Source organism: Ruegeria marina (genome assembly GCF_900101475.1).
Lineage (GTDB): Bacteria > Pseudomonadota > Alphaproteobacteria > Rhodobacterales > Rhodobacteraceae > Ruegeria_B > Ruegeria_B marina.
The window spans coordinates 33,709-52,831 of the sequence record NZ_FMZV01000004.1 but is presented as its reverse complement, the minus strand read 5'-3'; the positions used below and the strand labels follow the sequence as shown (position 1 = coordinate 52,831).

Annotated in this window: 13 protein-coding genes and 1 tRNA gene; 5 read left to right on the top strand and 9 right to left on the bottom strand. The window is 61.4% G+C overall.

Features of this window, described 5'->3' with window-relative positions; all coding sequences use genetic code 11:
* Positions 1-230: 230 nt before the first annotated feature.
* Complete coding sequence (locus BLT75_RS06950) at positions 231-1,079, top strand: HalD/BesD family halogenase (RefSeq protein ID WP_093029185.1); 849 nt, start codon at positions 231-233, stop codon at positions 1,077-1,079.
* 7 nt (positions 1,080-1,086) lie between these two features.
* On the opposite strand, the gene BLT75_RS06945 is transcribed toward BLT75_RS06950, so the two are convergent.
* From BLT75_RS06945 to BLT75_RS06935, 3 genes are all read right to left on the bottom strand, one after another.
* Complete coding sequence (locus BLT75_RS06945; RefSeq protein ID WP_093029183.1) at positions 1,087-2,004, bottom strand: calcium/sodium antiporter; 918 nt, start codon at positions 2,002-2,004, stop codon at positions 1,087-1,089.
* Between the two features lie 99 nt (positions 2,005-2,103).
* Positions 2,104-2,754, bottom strand: coding sequence for a response regulator transcription factor (locus BLT75_RS06940; protein ID WP_093029181.1), 651 nt, complete (start codon positions 2,752-2,754; stop codon positions 2,104-2,106).
* Complete coding sequence (locus BLT75_RS06935; RefSeq protein ID WP_093029179.1) at positions 2,751-4,184, bottom strand: cache domain-containing protein; 1,434 nt, start codon at positions 4,182-4,184, stop codon at positions 2,751-2,753. Before BLT75_RS06935 ends, BLT75_RS06940 begins: the two co-directional genes overlap by 4 nt.
* A gap of 260 nt (positions 4,185-4,444) precedes the next feature.
* Here BLT75_RS06935 and BLT75_RS06930 point away from each other — a divergent pair, with 260 nt between their 5' ends.
* The 3 genes from BLT75_RS06930 (at position 4,445) to BLT75_RS06920 (ending at position 8,943) form a co-directional block, all read left to right on the top strand.
* A complete protein-coding gene (locus BLT75_RS06930; protein WP_093029177.1) occupies positions 4,445-5,527 on the top strand; it encodes a TRAP transporter substrate-binding protein in 1,083 nt (360 codons plus the stop codon).
* Positions 5,528-5,644: 117 nt separating this feature from the next.
* The gene (locus tag BLT75_RS06925; protein ID WP_093029175.1) at positions 5,645-6,571 is read left to right on the top strand and encodes a TRAP transporter small permease subunit; all 927 of its coding nucleotides are present in this window, start codon (positions 5,645-5,647) and stop codon (positions 6,569-6,571) included.
* Between the two features lie 17 nt (positions 6,572-6,588).
* Positions 6,589-8,943: a TRAP transporter large permease gene (locus tag BLT75_RS06920; RefSeq protein WP_093029173.1), complete on the top strand. Its 2,355-nt coding sequence runs from the start codon at positions 6,589-6,591 to the stop codon at positions 8,941-8,943.
* 141 nt (positions 8,944-9,084) lie between these two features.
* Here BLT75_RS06920 and BLT75_RS06915 read toward each other — a convergent pair whose 3' ends face one another.
* From BLT75_RS06915 to BLT75_RS06900, 4 genes are all read right to left on the bottom strand, one after another.
* Complete coding sequence (locus tag BLT75_RS06915; RefSeq protein WP_093029171.1) at positions 9,085-9,906, bottom strand: arginyltransferase; 822 nt, start codon at positions 9,904-9,906, stop codon at positions 9,085-9,087.
* Between the two features lie 73 nt (positions 9,907-9,979).
* A complete protein-coding gene (locus BLT75_RS06910; RefSeq protein WP_093029169.1) occupies positions 9,980-10,417 on the bottom strand; it encodes an RDD family protein in 438 nt (145 codons plus the stop codon).
* A gap of 60 nt (positions 10,418-10,477) precedes the next feature.
* Positions 10,478-10,903: a DUF2852 domain-containing protein gene (locus BLT75_RS06905; RefSeq protein WP_093029167.1), complete on the bottom strand. Its 426-nt coding sequence runs from the start codon at positions 10,901-10,903 to the stop codon at positions 10,478-10,480.
* Between the two features lie 222 nt (positions 10,904-11,125).
* Positions 11,126-16,015, bottom strand: coding sequence for a beta strand repeat-containing protein (locus BLT75_RS06900; RefSeq protein ID WP_093029165.1), 4,890 nt, complete (start codon positions 16,013-16,015; stop codon positions 11,126-11,128).
* Between the two features lie 214 nt (positions 16,016-16,229).
* Between BLT75_RS06900 and BLT75_RS06895 the strand changes: the two genes are divergently transcribed.
* A complete protein-coding gene (locus BLT75_RS06895; RefSeq protein WP_093029163.1) occupies positions 16,230-17,855 on the top strand; it encodes a caspase family protein in 1,626 nt (541 codons plus the stop codon).
* A gap of 296 nt (positions 17,856-18,151) precedes the next feature.
* Here BLT75_RS06895 and BLT75_RS06890 read toward each other — a convergent pair.
* Both BLT75_RS06890 and BLT75_RS06885 read right to left on the bottom strand, forming a co-directional pair.
* Positions 18,152-18,225, bottom strand: a tRNA-Gly gene (locus BLT75_RS06890).
* Between the two features lie 38 nt (positions 18,226-18,263).
* The gene (locus tag BLT75_RS06885) at positions 18,264-19,121 is read right to left on the bottom strand and encodes a class I SAM-dependent methyltransferase (protein WP_093029674.1); all 858 of its coding nucleotides are present in this window, start codon (positions 19,119-19,121) and stop codon (positions 18,264-18,266) included.
* Positions 19,122-19,123 lie beyond the last annotated feature (2 nt).

Genomic DNA, 19,123 nt, shown 5'->3' with positions numbered 1-19,123 from the left:
TGGGCGAGGGGACGGAGCGTCAACAGGCAATCGGGCAAAAAAACTGTCTCCGGGCACAGAAAATACGACATTTTATTGCGCGGTATGTCGCGGGCCGCGACATTTCCGTGAATTGTCCCCATCGGATCGAGCAGTTGCGACACGATTTGCGTCCGAACACGCCGCAAACGGGCCAGATCATTGCGAGTCGCCGGAACACTCTTTGCAGCAGAGACAAGCAGGAGGGCGCAATGGAGTTGCATGACCTGATCGACCTGGGCCGCTATCCGATCGACCGGCCTGACAGCGCGGCATATGCGGGGCTTCTGGCCGACCTGCGCCGCGAGATCGCCAGCGACGGTTGCGCCGTGCTTCCGGGGTTTGCCCACGAGGCCGGGCTGGCCCGGCTGGTGGCAGAGGCCGATGCGGTGGCGCATCTGGGACACCGGTCCTTCAGCCGGACAAACGTGTATTTCTCGCAGGACGATCCGTCACTCTCTGCGGATCATCCGGTGCGTCAGTTCTACGACCGGTCCAACGCGTTTGTCCCAGCCGACAACTTCAAGCCCGAGGGCCCGCTGCGCATGATCTACGAGGCCGCGCCCTTCATGCCGTTCATCCGGGACGTGCTGGACGAACCCGTCGACCGTTTCTTTCGCTATGACGATCCGCTGGCAGATGTGATCGTGAACGCGGTCGAGGCGGGGCAGGGGTTCCCCTGGCATTTCGACACCAACAATTTCACTGTCACGCTGGCAATCCAGAATGGCAGTTGGGGCGGCGCGTTCGAGTATGTGCCTGACCTGCGGACGTCGGCGGACGAGAATTTCGAAGGCGTGGGAAATGTCCTTGCCGGGGACCGGAGCAATGTCCGGGTGCTCGACCTGCAACCGGGTGATCTCCAGATATTCAAGGGCCGCTATTCTCTGCATCGGGTCGCCCCTGTCGAAGGGCCGAGGCGGCGTTACGTCGGCATCTTTTCCTTCGTCGAGACCGAAGGCATGTGTGGAGGGGTGGAGCGGACCCGGCAGCTTTATGGCCGGGTTCTGCCGAGACATTACGAGCGCGCCGGGTTGAGGGCCGACGCCCTGCGCGACTGAGCCGGGTTCAGCTGAGCCCCATCCAGCCGAGATAACCGGCGTAGGCCGCCAGCATGGCGGCCCCCGCCAGCCGCGAAATGCCGCCCCGCCACAACAGGAACGTCAGCAGCAAGGCCGCGGCCAGAGCGATCGGGGTGTCGAGCGTCAGGAAGCGGGTCCCGGCCTGAACCGGAGCGATGGCGGCGGTCACGCCGAGAATGCCGAGGATGTTGAACAGGTTGGAACCGATCACATTGCCCAGCGACATTGCAGAATTGCGCCGGAACGCGGCAACGACCGAGGTGGCGAGCTCGGGCAGGGAGGTTCCGACGGCCACGATGGTCAAGCCGATCACGGCCTCGGATATCTGTGCCATGCGCGCGATTTCCGTTGCGCTGTCCACCAGCAGCCGCGCGCCGAGCACCAGGGCCACCAGCCCGCCGGCAATCTGAAGGGCAGCCATCGGACGAAAGCGGCGCTCGACGATCAGGTTCTCGGCTGGAGTGGCATCGACCTGCCGGACCGAGGACCAGAGGAAGGCAACCAGCCCCGCCAGCATAACCGCGCCGTCGATGCGGGAAAGACTCCCGTCGGCCAGGAGCGCGGCAAGCGCCAGTGTGGCCAGGATGACCAGCGCCAGATCCTTGCGCACCGCGGCAAAGCTGGTGGCAATGGGGAACAGGACTGCGGAAGCGCCAAGGATCAGCAGGACGTTGGCGGTGTTCGACCCGATCACGTTGCCAAGGGCGATATCCGGCGCATTTGACAGGGCCGCGTTGACCGAGACCAGAAGCTCTGGCAGCGAGGTGCCAAAGCCGACGACGACCATGCCGATGACCAGTGGAGGGATGCGCAGAGCAAGTGCGGTAGCGGTTGCACCGCGCACCAGAAAATCGCCGCCAAGGATCAGGCCCGTGAGCCCGGCGGCGAAGGATAGGAGGATCATGTCAGCCTCGAGACGGAGTTGCCCGCAGCAGATGATCTGGCGGTCGGTACTTTGCAAGGGGCGCGCGCGGGTTATTTTTCGTGCCCGGCCGCACCTGGCCTAGAACGCGACGCCGGTTCCTTGCAGAACCCCATGTTCCAAGGCGTATCGGGTCAATCCGGCCGTCGAGGAAATGCCCAGCTTGCGCTTGATGTTCTTGCGATGGGTTTCGACCGTTCGCACCGAGATATCCAGCGCGATGGCGACTTCCTTGTTGGACTTGCCTTGTGCCAGTTGCAGCAGGATGGATTGTTCACGTCCCGTCAGCGACTCGCGCAACTCATTGCCATCCTTGGGTTCCAGCGAACCCTTGGCGCCGGTGCAGAGGTAGGGTTCGCCGCGCATCACCGCGTCGATGGCCTGCTTGATCTCTTCGGTCGGGACATCTTTCAGCACATAGCCCATCGCGCCATGGTTGAGCGCGGTCGAGATATACTCGGGGCTGTCATGCATCGACAGGATCAGTATCCGGGTTTCGGGCATCTGTTCGAGAATGATTTCGGTGGCGCTGAGCCCGCTCAGGCCGGGCATGTTCAGATCCATCAGGATTACGTCCGGACAAAGCGCCAACGCCCGCCCGACCGCCTCGCGCCCGTCATGCACGGTTCCGATCACCTGAAGCCCTTCGTAGCTTTCGAGGATTGCCTGAATGCCCTCGGCCACCATCGGGTGGTCGTCGACGATCAGTATGCGGACGGGGTCGGCGGTCATGGCGATACCTTTCTCTTGGGCATTGCCTCCTCTTGCGGGGGCAGAAGATGGCTCAGCGGCAGGCTTACCTCGATCACCGTGCCGGTCTGGGTGCCGCGTGATGACAGGATGCGCAGGGTTCCGTCAAGCTGTTCGATCCGCTCTTGCATGTTGCGCAATCCAAGGCCGGACCCCGTCTTGCCCGGGCCGGAGCTTATGCCGCGGCCATTGTCGGCGATGCGCATCGTCGCGCCCTTCTTGTGGCCCCGCAGGTCGATCGAGACACGAGTGGCCCCTGAGTGCCTCTCGATATTGGTGAGTGCCTCCTGCGCGATCCGGTAAAGCGCGATCTTGCTGTTCTGGTCCAGGCGGTTGCGGAACACCACGGTGGTGAACTCCGTCTCGATCCCCGTTCGTTCGCGGAAATCGTCGGTCAGCGATTTCAGCGCGGGGCCGAGGCCGAGATCGTCGAGCACGCCGGGGCGCAGGTCGCGGCTGATCCGGCGGACCTCGGTGATCGCGGTGCCAAGATGTTCGATCCCCTTGTCGAGCGGTGGTTCGGCGCCGTCCTTGTCGCCGCGCGCCAGCTTGCGGCGGGCATTGTCCAGCGCGTATCTGACGCCTACAAGGATCTGGCTGATTCCGTCGTGCAATTCGCGCGCAACCCGGCCGCGTTCCTCCTCCTGAGCGTCGAACACGCGCTGTGTCAACTCCTTGAGCTTGGCATCCGCCAACCGGCGTTCGCGGATGTTGATCACCATGCCCGAGCCGAAGACCGCTAGAAGCGCTGCCAGCGCGATGGCGCCGATGTAGAGGAAGGTGCGGCGGACGCGCAGCTGCGTTTCCGCGCGCGAAGCCGCAACCGAGGCCAACACGTCGTCGATGAACACACCGGTGCCGATGGCCCAGCGCCAGTCTTGCAGACCGACCACATAGGCCATCATCAGCGCCTCCTCCCCGGTTGAAGGTTTTTCCCACATGAAGGAATGCCAGCCCGCGCCCTGCCGGGCCAGGCTGATGAATTCGTCGACGATGGGAATGCCCTGACTGTCAGTCAGCCCTTCCCAGTTGCGATTGATGAATTCTGTCTGCCGGGGGCTGACGAGGTTGTTGCCATCGTAGTCATAGACAAAGAAGAACCCGTCCTGCCCATAGATCATCGCCGCCAGAATCTGGGCGACACGGGTCTTGGCCTCTTCGTCATCGGGGGCGGCGGGGCCGTAGATATGGGAAAATCCGTTGCGTGCCTGCGTCACGTAGTTTCGCAGTTCCGCCTTCTTGGCCTGCAAGAGCTGCCGCTCCAGCGCCTGGATCTCGCGTTCCGCCAGGGCCTGTGCCTGATAGGCGACCAGAGCCGCGATCGCCGCCACCGCCACGATCAGTGGCAGTGTCGCCAGAAGCGAGATCTTCTGGGCATAATTCGGGCGGATCAGGTTTTTCAGTCGGCGCATTGCGAATCGATACGAGAATCTGCGATCGGAATCAAAGTCCAGAATCAAGGGATACCATGGTGGCACATTACGATGCGCATGCGAATTGCCCTGAAAACAGGCGATTTCGAACTGTGTTTGGGCGGATTTCCTGCGTCGCTACGTAGTAATAGGTATTCACAGAGGGGCGCGCCTCTCGCTACCTTTGCGTCACTGAAACGATCCGCCCGACGGGAATGAACCCGCGGGTGTGTACGACTTGCAAGGGGAGGAAATACTCTATGGATCGTCGTTCTTTTCTGAAGACCTCGGCTATGGGCGGCGCGGCCGCCGCTGCCACCACTCTGGCGGCTCCGGCCTATGCGCAGGGCAAGCGCACGCTGACCATGGTCACCACCTGGGGTCGCGGTCTGGCGGGTGTGCATGACTCGGCGCAGCGCGTGGCCGACACCATCACCGCGATGTCGGACGGCAACCTGACCGTCGATCTCAAGGCGGCTGGCGAACTGGTGGGCGCGTTCGAAGTGTTCGACGCTGTGACCTCGGGCCAGGCCGACATGTACCATGGTGCCGACTACTATTTCGTTGGTCAGCACCCGGGATATGCCTTCTTCACCGCAGTTCCGTTCGGCATGACCGCGCAGGAACTCGTCAACTGGTACTATCATGACGGCGGCATGGAACTGCATGACGAACTGGGCCAGATCTTTGGCCTGAAGTCGTTCCTGGGCGGCAACACCGGCGCGCAGTCGGGTGGCTGGTTCTCGAAAGAGATCAACGGCCCCGAGGATTTCAACGGCCTGAAGTTCCGTATGCCGGGTCTGGGCGGCAAGGCGCTGGGCAAGCTGGGCGCCTCGGTCCAGAACATTCCCGGTTCGGAAGTGTACCAGGCCCTGTCCTCGGGCGCCATCGACGGCACCGAGTGGATCGGCCCCTGGGCAGACGAAAAGGCCGGCTTCCAGGAAATCACCAAGACCTACTACACCTCGGGCTTCCATGAGCCGGGCGCGGGTCTGTCGGTGGCCACCAACCGCGAAGTGTTCGAAAGCCTGACGCCCGCTCAGCAGAAGATCATCGAAATCGCTTCGGCAGAATGCCACCAGTGGAACCTGGCGCAATTCCTGTCGAACAACGGTGCCGCGCTGCAGCGACTGCAGGCCGGCGGCGTGAAGGTCATGGAATTCCCCGACAGCGTCTGGGACGCCTTCGGCAAGGCCTCGATGGAAGTCCATGCCGAAAACATGGGCGACGAGCTTTACAAGAAGATCTACGACAGCGCGATGGCGTCGATGAAGTCGTCGTCGGCCTGGCTGAACCTGTCGTCGGGTGTCTATACCGCGCAGCGCGACCGCGTTCTGGGCTGATCCCGATCACAGTTCGAAAATGGTACCCCCGCCGTCAGGCGGGGGACTTTCCCTTTGCCAGAGCCCGGACAGATGGGGTCCGTACAAGCCGCTCGGCAAGCTTCTCTCGGGGGCAACATGCAGGAAGATAACGGTATCTCCTTTTTCGGCGCCCTATGGAACGGTCTGGTATGGCTGGTTCAGAACATCGCCGAGTCCTTCTACAACTTCGGATACGCGGTCACGCATCCTCAGCTCTGGCTCGACTGGTCGGACAAGGAAGCGGTCATGCGTTTCGTCTACTACGGCGGTTCGGTGGAGTTCTTCTTTGTGATCTTCACCTTCGTGCTGATCCTGACCGCCATCGGGATGGTCTATCGCAACTTCATGTGGGGCATGGTGCGCGGTCTCGAGGGGTTCGCCAACACGGTTGGGCGCTTCTTTGCCTGGGCGGGCCTGCTGATGGTGCTGCAACAGATCATCATCGTGTTCATGCAGCGCGTGTTCGCGCGCCCTGACCTGTCGTTCGGTCTGGGCATTCCGGTCACGCTGGACGTCAGCTGGTGGTCGGAAGAACTGAAGCTTTACAACGCCATGGTGGTCTGCCTGTGCGCGACCTACACCTTCGTTCAAGGCGGTCATGTCCGCGTTGACCTGGTGTATTCGGGTCTCAGCCACCGCGCCAAGCGGGTGGTCGACATGTTCGGATCACTGTTCTTCATGATGCCGATGGCGATAGTGACCTGGCTTTACGGCTGGTACTTCCTGTGGCGCCACCTGATCGTGCCGAACCCGTCAGCCAGCGACCAGCTTGACCGTCTGCTGATGAAGGCGCGGGCGATGCGCTGGAATGTGGAAACCATCGGTTTCAGCCCCAACGGATTCAACGGGTATTTCCTGTTCAAGATCCTGCTGGTCACATTCGCGGCCATGGTCTTCATCCACGCCATCGCCTTTTTCTACCGCTCCTGGCTGGAGTTCGTGGAAGGCGAGGGCAGCGCCGGCAAATACCTCGACAAGGATACGCTTGGCGAGGGTGAAGAGGCCTATGAAGGCACGCATTAAGAATAGGAACTGGGGACATGCTATTCGGTCTTGATGGCGTCGAAATCGGCCTCATTATCGTCTTTTTCTGCCTCTTCGGGGGCATTCTCTCGGGCTTCCCGGTGGCGTTTGCCATCGGCGGAGCCGGGGTCATCTCCTTCGGCATCATCGCGGCGCTCGACAGCGCCGGGTTGCTGATACACCAGGCTATCGACACCTCGTCGCAGGCCTATCACGATCTGGTCAACTCCGGCATCAGGCCAGATACCATATCCATCTTCCGATACCCGGATCTGCCGCGTGCCGCTGAACATGTGTTCGCCGGAGGGTGGCAGACCGCGATGGATCGCAACATCGCTTTCATCGTGAACCGGATGAACGAGCGTGTGCTGGCCGGCCAGTCGATCGAGACGCTGCTGGCGGTGCTGATGTTCGTTCTCATGGGCATCACGCTGGAACGGTCGAAGATCGCCAACGACCTCCTGACGACCATGGCGCGGGTGTTTGGCCCGCTTCCGGGCGGCCTCGCGGTATCCATCGTTGTCGTGGGGGCCTTCCTTGCCGCCTCGACCGGTATCGTTGGTGCGACGGTGGTCACCATGGGCCTGCTGGCCCTGCCGACCATGTTGCGCAACAATTATTCCCCGGAACTGGCGACAGGTGTGATCGCGGCCTCGGGCACGCTGGGGCAGATCATCCCGCCCTCGATCGTGATCGTGCTTCTGGGCACTCTGGCGGGCGATCTCTATTCGACGGCGCAGGAAACCCGCGCCATCGAGGCGGGGTGTACCGACGCACTGACCTATCTGGGTGAGCCGGCCGTGGTTTCAGTAGGAACCCTGTTTCAGGCAGCATTGCTGCCGGGCATCATGCTGGCCGTGCTTTATGCGCTTTACGCCTTTGGATATGCCCTGCTGAACCCCGAAAAAGCCCCGGCCGTGGAGATGGCCGGCAAATCGGGTGAGGTCGTTACCCGCTCCGAAGGCTTTACCTGGCTTCTGGGCGCGCCGATCGCCTTGATCGTCGGCACCATCCTGCTGGCCAATGTTGGCATCGTGGGCAGCCAGGACCTGACGGTGTCGGGCTTCTCGGAGAGCTCGAAATCCGCGAGCCTGCGCACAAACGTGTCCGAGGACTGCAAGACATCGATGATTGCCTTGCACGGGCAGGCGGCATGGGATGCCGCTGTCGCCGAGCAGGAGGCCATCGACCAGGCGGGCGGTGTGCAGGAAGCGCACAAGCTGAACGAAGAAGAGATCGCCGCCGCGCTGGAGGCCAAGATCGCCGCAGCGGCGCCGATAGGAACCGGTGTTGCCACGCTGTTTGTCCTGCTGGGGCTGACACTGGTGGTGGGCCGCGGCGTCGCGCCTTCGCAAGACCCGCGTCCGCTGATGATCGGCGGGATCGGCCTGGCATTGCTGCTGCTGGTCGATATCCTGTTGATCGCGCCGACGACCTCTTCGGGTGTCACCGTGCTGTTGCTGGCGATCCCGACCGCTCTTGCGCTCTATGGATGCAAGGCGGCCGCGGCGCGTTGCGCGACCAATGACCTGATCCGGGTGGTGTTCCCACCGCTGGTCCTGATCATCGCGGTTCTGGGTTCGATCCTTGGGGGGGTCACAAACCCGACACCGGCCGCGGCGCTGGGTGCGGGCGGTGCCATCATGCTGGCGGCCTACCGGCGGCTGAAGGACGAAGGCCGGTCCGGCGCCATCATCATCTGGTCGACCTTCGCCATCATCATCTGCCTGTTGATCGGGGTGAATTTCGACCTGCGGATCAACCAGAGCAACGTGTCCGTCGAAAGCTGGATTGCCTTCGTCTTCGCTTATGCGACCTATGTCTATGCGCTGTTCGGCCTGTTGTTCGGTTGCTGGGTCCTGTTCGCAGGCGGTGTGCTGTCGCCCATCGTGCGGGAAACCGCCAAGGTGACCTCGATGGTCTTCACCATCCTGATCGGGTCGCAGCTGTTGAACCTTGTGGTGATCTCCTTCGGGGGCGAGCATTACATCCAGGACTTCCTGAAGAGCTTCGACAACGAGTTCAAGGTCTTCCTGATCGTGATGCTGGTGCTGTTCATCCTAGGGTTCGTGCTCGACTTCCTGGAGATCATCTACATCGTGATTCCGATCGTCGGCCCAGTCATCTACGGCGGGTCGTTCGATCCGAAATGGGTGACGATCATGGTGGCGGTGAACCTGCAGACTTCGTTCCTGACCCCGCCATTCGGCTTTGCCCTGTTCTACCTGCGCGGGGTTGCGCCGAAAGAGGTGACCACAGGGCATATCTATCGGGGCATCATACCGTTCGTGATCATCCAGGTGGTCGGAATTGGCATCCTGTGGATGTTCCCCGCAATCGTGACGATCGTTCCGGCGCTCATTCCGAACTGATCCGGTCAATGTTGCGTGAATATCGAAAAAGGGGGCCTTCGGGCCCCCTTTGTCTGTCTGTTTTTGTTTGGATCGAGACTGGATCCGTCCGTCAAGGAATATGCGGATGACGCAACCACTCTGCCGGAGTGCTTGAAAGCATCACTCTTTGGTGGGCCAGCGGTCGGGAAGCTGGATATTTGCCACCTGCTCCGAGATCGGGTCGGTCGACAACGGATGGCGGGCGGCGTGATGCTCCTCCGGGTCGCCCAATGCGCTCCAGGCGCCAGAGCGAAAAATTTCCAATCCGGAGAACCGCGACTTGTATCCCATTTTCGGGCTGCCGGGAACCCAGTACCCCAGATAGACATAGGGCAAACCCGCTTCGCGCGCGATCTCGACATGATCGAGGATCATGTAGGTCCCAAGCGAGTTGCGGTGCTGATCGGGGTCGTAGAACGAATAAACCATGCTCAGCCCGTCATCGAGCACATCCGTCAGGCTGACGGCGGTGAGCGCCCGGCTCTTGCGGTCGGTGTATTCGATCACCCGGCTTCGGATCGGAGTTTCCTCGATCATCGCGGCAAACTCGAAGACATCCATATCGGCCATGCCGCCATCGGCATGGCGGCTGTCCAGGTAACGGCGGAAGAGATCGAACTGTTCGTCCGTGGCCCAGGGAGACGTCGCCTTTCGGGCCAGATGCGCATTGCGCCGCAGAGTGCGCTTCTGACCTTTGGTCAAGACGAACGCCTCGACATTGATTCGGGCGGAAAGACAGGCCGAGCAATCGGCGCAGGAAGGTCGGTAAAGAACATTCTGAGAGCGGCGAAACCCTTGCTGTGACAAGGAATTGTTCAGCCGCTCGGCCCCTTCGCCCTGAAGAGCGGTAAACAATTTCCGCTCCATCCTGTCCGCAAGGTACGGACAGGGTTGGGGGGCGGTTACGTAAAATTGTGGCGCGATAGGCAGTGTATGGCGCATGGGGCTCCCGAGGTTTGTCGGGGCGATGATAACAACCGATATCAGACCCGCCAAGTGATCAAAATCACAAGGGTTACGCGTAAACCCGGCGATTGATGGCGACAGTTCCAAGCACGGCGTCGGTCAAACCCTGAGCCCGCGCGCCCAGCAACATCATCAGGATAGAGATCACCTGAAGAACGGGAAGAGCCATGCTCACCGTGTAGCCTGCGGTATGCGCCAGCGCCAACCCGCCATCCAGCCGGGACCCGTATGCGTCGCGCAACTCGATCCCGACAAAACGCATCCCCCAGGTGGCCGAGCCCCCGGCGATGGTCGCAACGCGATAGACGAAGCCTACGGCCAGATAGAGGATGGGCCAGATGAACGCGCCTACAAAGGCCGTCAGCAGGACAACGATCAGGCTGAGCAGCAAGATGACGCAGGTGTCGAACACCCAGGCAAAGAACCGCTTTATCGCAACGCTTTGGTAGAATTCCGGCTGGTGGTCGGGATGGGGCAGGTGAGACATCGCTTTCGATCCATTGGCAGGGGAACGGCAGCCCCCGTTCCGGGGGGCTGTGTCATTGGCTCAGGCGTCTTCGCCGTCCGGTTCATCGCGGGCCTTGCGGGCGCGTTCATCCATGAACTGGTCGAACTCGGCCTTGTCCTTGGCTTCGCGCAGACGGTGCAGGAAGGCTTCGAAATCGGCTTGTTCCTGTTCCAGGCGGGCCAGCGTATCGGCCTTGTAGGCATCGAAGGCGCTGTTGCCGGTGGTGGACATCGCTCGCATGCCATGATGGCTCCAGGCTTTGCGGCGGGTGCAGGATTTGCTGAACATGCGTTTGCTCCAGATCATGTAGGCGAGAAGGGCGAGGCCGAGAGGCCAGAAGAAGACAAAGCCAAGGACCATGGCGGCGATCCAGGCGCCTTTGCCCTTGCTGTCCAGCCATGCTTCGCTTCGGTGCAGCCAACCCGGATGTGACGGGGCGGCGACGGGGTCGGTCATCATGGTCATTGTCGGTCTCCAGATCAGAATGAATGTGAATGCCTTTCACATCAGGCAAGATGGGAGCCGACGAAGGATGATGCAAGAGGCAATGTGAAAAAGATTTACATTGAGGCACGCCGCGCTGGACAGAATGTCGGCAATCGCGACCGGAGCTGCCTTGCAACTCGAAAGAAACGGCCCGGCATCCACGATGCCGGGCGAGCCTACCCTGAAAACCCCTTCTGCAGGTCAGAAGATGAAGTTGTCTGCGGTCAGCTGTGACAACAGGATGTTTTCAAGGACAAGAACATTCGGCCCATCCGTTATCCGGACATCGGGAACCTCGTCGCGCCGGCCAAGCAGGATCTGGGAGATATGCAAGGAGAGATCTGCAAAATTGTTTATGGAGGTGCCGGACAGATCTATCCGGTCATCCGCCAGAGAGAACCCGTAAACCCAGTCTTCGCCTGTCCCGAAGATGACCACGTCATTTCCGGTTCCGGTAAAATAGTCGTCGTCCCCGGCATTGCCGTCGAGGGTGTCATCGCCATCTCCTCCGAAGAGGGTGTCGTTGCCGTCACCCCCCAGGAGACGATCGTTCCCGCTGTCGCCGCTCAACGAGTCATTGCCAGAATTGCCGGAGAGGGTGTCATTTCCACCAAGTCCCGAAACAGTATCGTTTCCGGCGAGTGCCTGGATCTGGTTGTTCGCATCCGAACCGAACAGGGAATCGTTTCCGGCTGTCGGAGCATTGGTGTCCGGGAACAGCGTCGATACGTTCACGATCTGGTCGAGAAAATTGAGAACCTCGACACCCTCAATGGTATCTGTCCCTTCGGTCGATGTAACAATCAGGGCGTTGCCCTGCTGGATTATGTTTGCCTGCGACCGGTTGACATCGAAAACCGCAACGTCTCCCGTACCAGGACCGCCAAAGATCTGATCATTGCCGGCGCCTCCGACAAGCGTATCGTCTCCGGCCGCGCCAAAGAGCGTGTCATTGCCGCCATTTCCTTCGATGCGGTCGTTCCCGGCGCCACCAAAGGCCGCATCGTGGCCAAAACCTCCCTCGATCCAATCGTCGTCGCGGCCGCCGCCGATCTGGTCGTCTCCGGCACCACCGATCAGGGTATCCATGCCGGCGGCCCCCCACAATTCGTCCGCGCCATTGCCACCGTCGAGTTGATCGTTGCCGCCTGCCGCGCCCAGGGTGTCGTTTCCGTCTCCGCCGTCCATCGTGTCGTTTCCGAACGATCCCCAAAGCTCATCGTTGCCGTCCTGACCCGAGAGCGAGTCGTTGCCGGCGGCGCCGCCCAGTGTGTCGCTGCCGAATCCGCCGACGGCCGTGTCGTCGCCACCAGCGCCCCAAAGCTGATCGTCGCCGACCTGGCCAAGCAGTGAATCGTTCCCCAGTGCCCCACCCAAGGTGTCATTTCCGTCGCCGCCGACAGCGGTATCGTTCCCGTCCGCCGTAAACAGGGCGTCATTGCCATCGCCACCAATCAGAGAGTCGTTTCCAGGGCTGCCGCCGATCAGGTCGTTACCTGCCTCGCCATCAAGCGTGTCATTACCGGGCCCGCCATAGAGCGTATCCGCTCCAAATCCTCCAAGGATCGAGTCGTTGTTGCCGCGTCCCTCCAGCAAATCGTTGCCGCCAAAGCCGCGGATCGTGTCCGCCTGGTCTTCGCCGTTCAATGTGTTGGCTTGTTCGTTTCCGTCAATGGTCTGCCCGGCAGCGGCCGGGACCGACAACGGGGTGCTTGTCAGGCTTTCGGGCGTGCCATGCCCGTCTGTATAGGAGATGCGGGCAGAAATCTGCGTCCCCGCATCGGCGATTGTCAGCGTATAGGATTGTCCGTCGGCACCGTTGATCGCCACGCCATTCCGAAACCATTGGAAGGAGAAGGCGCCAAGCCCGTCGATATCCTCGATCGTACCGCCGAAGACCGTCAGGGTTTCGCCGACCAGGGCCGAACCATCCACAAACGGTGCGCCGCTGGGGGCGTCGTTGACGTTTTCAACAGGCTGCGTGGCGGTGCCCACGATGGTTTCAGTCGTGCCCTGACCGTCCACATAACTGACGCGAACGGACATGGTCGCCCCGACATCGGCCTCGGTCAGAGCAAAATTGATCTCGTTCGCTCCGGAAACCTCGGTGCCATTGCGTAACCATTGATAGGTCAGACTGCCCAAACCGTCCGCATCGGCTATGGCTCCGGCCTGCGCGGCCAGAACTTGCCCCTGACGCGCCGTGCCGATGATTTCGACCGTGCCGGTGGGGGCATCGTTGACGTTGTTCACCGGTCCGACCGGTGCGCTCAACACCGTCTCCTGGGTTGCAAATCCGTCGATATATCGGACACGAACGGTAATTTCCGCGCCCACGTCCTCTTGCGTCAGCAGGTAGCTCGTTTCGGTCGCGCCACTGATCAGTTCACCGTCCCGCAGCCAGCGGATCGAGAACAAGCCAAGCCCGTCAGGATCGGCAATCGTGCCGAGATCCGCGGTCAGCGTTTGGCCCTGGGCCGCGACACCGGAGATCGTCGGCGCTCCGGTAGGGGTGCTGTTGCGAGGGACACCGAGAAGGGTCAATGACGAACCGTCGGACAGTTGCACGACCCGATCACCGCCAGAGGACGTTCCATAGGTGATCGCCGCGATTTCGCTCGCCGAAAGGCGCGATGTATCAAGGCTGTCCTCACCGAGCGTGAAATCGGTGGCCGTGTCGTTGCCCATGCCCAGTTCCAGCACGAAGGCATCGCCGCCCGATCCCCCAGTCAAGGTGTCGTTGCCTGCTCCTCCGCGCAGCGTGTCGTTGCCGGCCCTCCCGTCAAGATGATCGACATTGTTGCCTCCGAACAGGAAGTTGGCCCCGGCATCACCGAACAGGTCGTCGGACCCGTTCGATCCGAAGATGTGCTCGATTCCGGTAATCGTGTCGCCGCTCGCGTCACCCGCGTTCCGAGTTCCGTCTTCGAGATCGACAATGACAAAACCGGTCTGCGCATAGGACAGGGTATCGCTGCCATCGCCGCCATCGAAACTGTCTGTCCCGCCATGAGTAGTGAACAGGTCGTTGCCGCCCAGCCCCTCAACTCGGTTGTTTCCTGCATCATCGCTCAGCGTGTCGGCGAATTCGGACCCTGTAAGATTCTCGATGCTGTTGTAAACGTCGCCGCGTGCATCGCCCGTGTTGTTGGCAGGCGCAAAGAGGCTGGCGACCACCCCCGATTGGGCGGTCGAGTAATCGGCCGTGTCGCTGCCATCCCCTCCATCCAGCATGTCGGCGGCAGCGCCACCAATCAGGGTGTCGTCGCCGGTGCCGCCGATCAACTCGTCGACGCTGGCGCCACCGTTCAGCAGGTTGTTCACGCTGTTGCCGACAAGCGTATCCTGGAAATCGGTTCCGATCAGGTTTTCGATACTTTCGAAGGTGTCGCCTGCGGCCTCGCCCGTGTTTGATGCCGAATTGCCGAGGTCGGCTCTTACCCCGCCCGCGGCATTCTGGTAGGTCGCGGTATCGATCCCGGCATTGCCGGTTAGGAGATCTCCACCCTCGCCGCCGTTGAGTGTGTCGTCGCCGGTGCTGCCGAACAGAAAATCATTGCCGCCCAGGCCCTCGATCAGGTCGTTGCCACCCTGGCCGATGATCAGGTTACTGATCGCGGACCCGCGGAGAGTATCGTCGAAATTGGAACCGAAGAGGTCCTCGATCTGAGCGTAGCTGTCCCCTTGTGCATCGCCGGTATTGGTACTGGCGTCGCTCAGGTCGGCACGCAGGCCGGATTGTGCATCGCGATAACTGGCTGCATCGAAACCGGCGCCACCCAACAATGTATCGCCGCCGGCACCGCCGATCAGTTCATCGTTGTTGTCACCACCGTCGAGGATGTCGTTGCCGTCCTCGCCGTACAGAGTATCTTCGCCGTCATCTCCGGAAAGGGCGTCATTGCCGCCGCCGCCTCGCAATATATTGGCCGAGTTGTCACCGCTGATGTCGTCGGCAAAGTCCGAACCGATGATGTTGAAAACGTCGAAATAGAGGTCGTCCTGGGCGTCACCGGTGTTGTCGAATGGCGCAGTCAGGCTGACCGTAACCCCGGTTGCCGCGGTCTGGTAACTGGCGAAATCCGTGCCGCCGCCGCCAAAAAGCCAATCGTCGCCCGCTCCGCCGACAAGCGTGTCGTTGCCTTCGTTGCCGTAAAGGTCGTCGGATCCCGCATCGCCGAACAGAAGGTCGTTTCCCGTCCCCCCGCTCAACGTGTCGTTGCCGCTGTTGCCGCGCAGGATATCGTCGTCACTCTGGCCAAGGATCGAGTCGTTCCCGTCATCGCCGTTCAGCCGGTCGATTCCGAGACCGCCGAAAATGGTGTCATTGCCGCCGCCGCCGTTCAGCAAATCGTAATAATCGGAGCCCACCAGCGTGTTGGGGTTTCCGTTGCCGTTCTGGGTTTCGCCGATCAGGTCGTCGATCTGCAAATGCCCGTCGATCACACGAAACTGCCAGACCCCCGCAACCCCTGTATTACCCACGAGCGTGTCGAGGTTCTGGGCCTCTCCCAGGGCGTCCGCGGAGGTGCCACCGCGAAGGAACATGCGCGGGAACCCGTCTGCTACAGCGCCAATCTGGAAATTGGGCGGAGTGCCGTCCGGGCTGCCAAGATCCGGCCCGGAACTGCCCATGTCATTGTAGCGAAAGATGATCTCGGCGTCGCCGCCGCCAAGATCCATGATTTCCAGCTGGAATGTATTCGGAGCGGTAATGTTCTGATTGTAGATACCGACCCCGATCCAGGAGACAACAACTGAATCGCGCTCGGCGTTGATGTCGAAATAGATCCCCGGATCCGGCCCCGGCGGCAGGGCCCGGTTGTCCAGATCGTCATAAAACGGCGCAATTACGTATTCGGTGTTCAGGAATGTGCCATAATAATAGATGAAGGGGTTGACGAAGCTGACACCGCCATTGGTGCTGACGAACAGATCGGTGAACACCTGGTCGCCGAACGAGAACCCGTTTTCGAACACGGCCGTGATGTCGAACTGCTCGGAATTGTCATCGCCTTGGGCGATCAGGTTCTGGCCGTAGTCGAGAAGGGAATTGTCTGAAACCGTAGTGAAAAGCGCCGGATCTGCCATGCTGTTCGCCCCCCGTGCCTGGCATGGTGATAATGAAATGCAGATTCAAAGTCTTGGGACCGTAACATATCAAGTGCCTTGTGGATAGAACCAAGCGGCTTTCGGCGTGTGCGGGCAGGGATTGGAGCGGGTTCAGGAAAGCGGCCGGGCCGTGCGGAATTTGAAAACCCGGGGCGTCTGTGCGATACTTTGACGGTATTTTGGGGGGTGATTGATGCGCGTATTGCTGCTGCTTCTGCTGTTGTCCTGGCCCGTTGCAGGCTGGGCCAAGCAGGTTGCGCTGGTCATCGGCAATGCTGCCTACCAGAATGTTGCGCCTCTGGCCAATCCCGAGAATGACGCGAATGCGGTTTCCGAGGCCCTCACCCGACAAGGCTTTGAAGTTGTGAAGGCGACCAATCTGACTCTGGTCGAAACCTACCGGACCCTGCGGGAATTTCGCGATCTGGCGGATACCTCGGATGTGGCGATGATCTACTACGCCGGCCATGGTATCGAGATCGGCGGGCAAAACTTCCTCATTCCGGTCGATGCCCGGCTGGCCGACGAGAGGGATGCGCAGACCGAGATGGTCAATATGGACGTATTGCTGAGCCAGCTTTCGGGCGCACGGAAGCTGAAGATGGTGGTTCTTGACGCCTGCCGGGACAATCCCTTTGTCCAGCGCATGGAGCGGCAAGGCAAGAGCCGCAATATAGGTCGGGGTTTGGCAATGGTGGCAAATGCCGAGGCGGCAACGCTTATTGCCTATGCCGCCGCCGCGGGCGAGGTCACTCCGGATGGCAAGAAGGGGGGCAACTCGCCATTTACCCGTGCGTTTCTGAACGCTCTGGACCAGCCCCCGGCAGATGTCCGGGTGCTTATGGGCGCTGTGCGGGATGAACTGACCAAGGCCGTGCCGGGGGCGGTGCCGTTCGTCTATTCATCGCTGGGCAAGGAAGAGATCGTGATCAACCCCAATAGCCGCGCGGCGGAAACCGCCCAACCCGCGCAACCCCAACCGGCACCAGGCCCCGCGCAGGAGGAATTGACCGAGGATACGTTGCTGCGCGATTTTGCCATGGCTGAATATGCCGGCAGCATCGACGCCTGGGACATGTTCCTCGACAAGTATCGGGCCTTTCCGTCACATATGCTCTACATTCTCGCCCTCAGAAGCCGGAAGCAATTGTCCGAGCACATCCTTCCGGTGCGTCCACCGGGAGTGACCATGGCGCCGCCCATCCAGCCGGCGCCGGAGGGCCCGGTTCCCGAGGCGGCGCCTCAAGTGACCGTCGAACCGATGACCGAGGCGCCGCCCAGGATGGCGAACGACCTGGTCTCGCCGACCGTTCCGGAACCGGCTGAACTTGCGGCCTTGCCCCAAGAAGTGACGGAAAGCGCGGTTCCGACGCAGGACGGTGAGGAACAGGACACCAATCGGGCGATGCCCCCGATCATGCTGAACCGCGAGGCGGCATTGCGCGCTGTGCAGGAGATCTTGAAGGAAAGAAACTGTTACGGCGGCAAGATAGACGGGCTTTGGGGTCGGGGGTCGTCGTCGGGGCTTTCGCGCCTGATTAACGAACTGGGCCTTGATCTTGATTTTTCCACGCGGCCGGATGTTCAGGAACTCAACGATATTCTTGCTGTACTGGAACAGGCCGAACCGGGCGATTGTCCGATAATCGCCCGCGCACCGTCACCCTCCAAACCGCAAGCCAGGGTTCGCACGGCCCCCGCGCCGAACCCGGTGACAAAAACGGTGCCAGCGCCAGCGCCGGTACAGCCCGGCAAGCAGAGAAAACCTTCCTGGGCCTGCACCGGATCGGGCTATGCCGACCCGAATGCAGGGTGCTGAAGCGGCAGGACAATGATGCGCGCCCTTGGTTGCCGCTGGTCAGGACAGGCCGGTCACCGCTCCGGACATGACTTCGTCACACGCGCTGGGCGGCCGTGGATAAGTGCGACCGGGTCGGGAGACCCCGCGCACCGGGACAGCATGGACGTCAGTTTCCGGATGTATCGTAATTCGTTATCTTTATCAGTTCCTTGCGCCGGTGTTTTGATCTCGGGTGCAAAAATGGAAGAGTTGCATGACATGCAGCTTGATATTGACGGAAATCCATCAAGTTAAAATTCAAGGGGTGGTTGTTCTGGAGCGGGTAGCGGGAATCGAACCCGCACTTCAGGCTTGGGAAGCCGGCGCGCTACCACTACACCATACCCGCGCTCACAGGCTTTCGAATACGCAAAGGCCGGAGCGCCGTCAAGCGGTTCCGGCGCGCCGGGCCTGGAACAGGTTGATGGTGGCGGGCATGAGCACCCGATCGCCTTTGACATAGGGCTCCAGCGCCTGGGTCACGGTCTCGTGGATGGCGGTCTCGTCGGAGTCGGACCCATTGAAATGCGCCATTACCCGCGCCGCCGGCCCCAGGCGCGTGCAAAGCGCTGCCGCGCCCTCAAGCCCTCCGGGCGGGGTCAGTTCCACCTCGACGGCATCTGCCTCGATCCCGCTCAGGCCGGCCTCGGCCATCAGACCGGTCACCCGGCCGATATCGTGAAAGGCCAGCGGACCGGGCGCGTTCCGGTCGACCTTGGGCGGCTGGCCCAGTCGCTCGGTGGCGGCGAGATGGGGAATATAGAACCAGGGGTTTCCGGCCAGCGGTCCCCAGGCGGCAAAGGTCATGCGGCCGCCCGATTTCAACGCGCGGGCAATATTGGCAAAGGCCGCCACGGTGTCGGAGAAGAACATCATGCCGAAACGCGAGATCATCGCGTCGCGGTCGGCGGGGTTGAACGGCTCGATCTGCGCGTCGGCAAGGACAAACTCCACATTGTCCACGCCGCTGGCGCGCTGCCGGGCCCGGTCGAGGAACGGCGCCGAGATATCCGCGCCCAGCACATGGCCGGTTGGCCCCACCGCGCTGGCGGCGGCCAGAGTCGTGTCGCCCAGGCCGCAGCCGATATCAAGAACGCGCTGGCCCGGTTTCAGCGCGGCACGGTCGAGCAGCAGATCGACGACCGGCGCGAAAGAGGCGGCGATCTGCTCTTCGAAGGTGAGCCATTTCATGCCCGAGGCGGATTTGCCCCAATACTCGGCCTGGTCCTGGTTTGTCTCTGTCATGG

Bases quoted from the DNA above. Each gene is read 5' to 3' on its own strand.
- BLT75_RS06920 (WP_093029173.1), top strand. From the start codon at position 6,589: ATGCTATTCGGTCTTGATGGCGTCGAAATCGGCCTCATTATCGTCTTT.
- BLT75_RS06950 (WP_093029185.1), top strand. From the start codon at position 231: ATGGAGTTGCATGACCTGATCGACCTGGGCCGCTATCCGATCGACCGG.
- BLT75_RS06925 (WP_093029175.1), top strand. From the start codon at position 5,645: ATGCAGGAAGATAACGGTATCTCCTTTTTCGGCGCCCTATGGAACGGT.
- BLT75_RS06895 (WP_093029163.1), top strand. From the start codon at position 16,230: ATGCGCGTATTGCTGCTGCTTCTGCTGTTGTCCTGGCCCGTTGCAGGC.
- BLT75_RS06945 (WP_093029183.1), bottom strand. From the start codon at position 2,004: ATGATCCTCCTATCCTTCGCCGCCGGGCTCACGGGCCTGATCCTTGGC.
- BLT75_RS06885 (WP_093029674.1), bottom strand. From the start codon at position 19,121: ATGACAGAGACAAACCAGGACCAGGCCGAGTATTGGGGCAAATCCGCC.
- BLT75_RS06915 (WP_093029171.1), bottom strand. From the start codon at position 9,906: ATGCGCCATACACTGCCTATCGCGCCACAATTTTACGTAACCGCCCCC.
- BLT75_RS06905 (WP_093029167.1), bottom strand. From the start codon at position 10,903: ATGACCATGATGACCGACCCCGTCGCCGCCCCGTCACATCCGGGTTGG.
- BLT75_RS06900 (WP_093029165.1), bottom strand. From the start codon at position 16,015: ATGGCAGATCCGGCGCTTTTCACTACGGTTTCAGACAATTCCCTTCTC.
- BLT75_RS06935 (WP_093029179.1), bottom strand. From the start codon at position 4,184: ATGCGCCGACTGAAAAACCTGATCCGCCCGAATTATGCCCAGAAGATC.
- BLT75_RS06940 (WP_093029181.1), bottom strand. From the start codon at position 2,754: ATGACCGCCGACCCCGTCCGCATACTGATCGTCGACGACCACCCGATG.
- BLT75_RS06930 (WP_093029177.1), top strand. From the start codon at position 4,445: ATGGATCGTCGTTCTTTTCTGAAGACCTCGGCTATGGGCGGCGCGGCC.
- BLT75_RS06910 (WP_093029169.1), bottom strand. From the start codon at position 10,417: ATGTCTCACCTGCCCCATCCCGACCACCAGCCGGAATTCTACCAAAGC.